The 1,712-nt window shown below is 39.6% G+C and carries 1 protein-coding gene; it reads left to right on the top strand.

Annotated elements, in window-relative coordinates:
- The first annotated feature begins 437 nt into the window (after positions 1-437).
- Positions 438-1,682 carry a group II intron reverse transcriptase/maturase gene (gene ltrA / locus GH808_RS15050; RefSeq protein ID WP_186843598.1) on the top strand — a complete coding sequence of 415 codons (1,245 nt, stop codon included), beginning with the start codon at positions 438-440 and terminating at the stop codon, positions 1,680-1,682.
- Positions 1,683-1,712 lie beyond the last annotated feature (30 nt).

Here is a 1,712-nt window from a genome sequence, read left to right as displayed (position 1 = left end):
CCTTTGGGTGCTGTAACCAAAAGTTATGGTGCTGAGCGCAAATGGAAAAGGCTGAATAATCAGTCAGGTATGTGCCATGAAGCTGAACGAAAGTGAAGAGACCGAAGAAGCATCGTTAATACTAAAGTGCAGTCAAAACCAACTGTTTTGAGACACAGATGGGATAAGTCTGACGGAAACCTGATTACTGGTCAGATGGCTGCCGGTGTATAGGCTCCAGGAGCATGGCATAGGCTCTTATAAGGAACAGGAGAATCCTGAATGATAATGCCAAGCGAAAAATCCAAGCAGCAAAATGACAAGGATGAAAGTAGCGATGAATCGTTCAGGTGCGGAAGAATTCGTAGTAGTGATGAAATTCCTGTAATGGGAAGGGAGCGAAGGGATTCTGTTATCTATAACTTCAAAAATAGAACAACCAGAAATGGGAGGATTTTATGCAAGAAGGAAAGTCGTTTCAAATTTCAAAACATCAAATACTACAGGCCTACAAATGTGTCAAAGCAAATAAGGGGGCAGGTGGGATTGATGGAATCAATTTCGAAGAATATGAAAAAGATCTGAAGAACAATCTATATAAATTGTGGAACAGAATGTCCTCTGGAAGCTATTTTCCAAAGCCAGTAAAAGGTGTGGAAATACCAAAGAAAAATGGGAAAATGCGACTATTGGGAATTCCAACGATTGAAGACCGCATTGCACAAATGGTAGTACGGTTGACGTTTGAACCCATCGTAGAACCCCTATTTTATGATAACTCATTTGGTTATCGTCCGAACCGATCTGCAATTGATGCAGTTGCCATAACGCGTGAGCGATGCTGGAAAATGCCGTGGCTGATTGAATTTGATATTGTAGGACTTTTTGATAATATTGATCACACAATGATGATGAAAGCAGTCAAGTGGCATACCGATGAAAAGTGGGTCATTCTTTATATTGAAAGATTTCTTAAGGCACCAATAGGGATGAACGACGGAGAATTAAAGGAAAGGACGTCCGGCACACCACAAGGTGGTGTTATTAGCCCGGTTCTTGCAAATCTGTTTATGCACTATGCATTCGACACATGGATTAGTAGAAAATATCCTCAAAATCCATGGGCGCGTTATGCGGATGATGGTGTCATACACTGTCAAAGTGAACAGGAAGCATTCAATCGGCTGGAGTACCTAAAGAAAAGAATGTTAGAGTGCGGTTTGGAAATCCATCCGGATAAAACGAAAATAGTTTACTGCCGAAGTGATCGTTATAATAAACGATATGAAAATGAATCGTTTGATTTTCTGGGTTATACGTTTAGAAGAAGATCTGTCAAAAGTAAAAACGGAAATTTCTTTAACACTTTCTCTCCAGCGGTAAGTAAAAGTTCTGCGCAGAGCTTCAGAGATAAAATCCGAAAAATAAGAAAAGCATGCAAAACAAGTTCACTGGAATCACTGGCTGAAAAGTTAAATCCGATTATTCGAGGATGGATGAATTATTTTACAAAATTCTGTTCCAGAGAGGCACGTAAAGAAATTGATTATGTAAATAAGACGCTCGTACAATGGTTAAAGAGAAAATATAAGACAGTTAAGAAAAGCAAAAGAAGAGCTTGGCGAATGTTAGCGCATTTAGCCAATTCAAAACCTAGACTCTTTTATCATTGGGAGAAGGGTATTAAACCAACGATTGGATAACAAGAGCCGTATGACGCGAGAGTGTCACGT

The sequence above is a fragment of the Acetobacterium fimetarium genome, from assembly GCF_014284475.1.
Lineage (GTDB): Bacteria > Bacillota > Clostridia > Eubacteriales > Eubacteriaceae > Acetobacterium > Acetobacterium fimetarium.
Note: the sequence above shows the minus strand (reverse complement) of the source record. Positions and strands in the feature narration are given on the sequence as shown.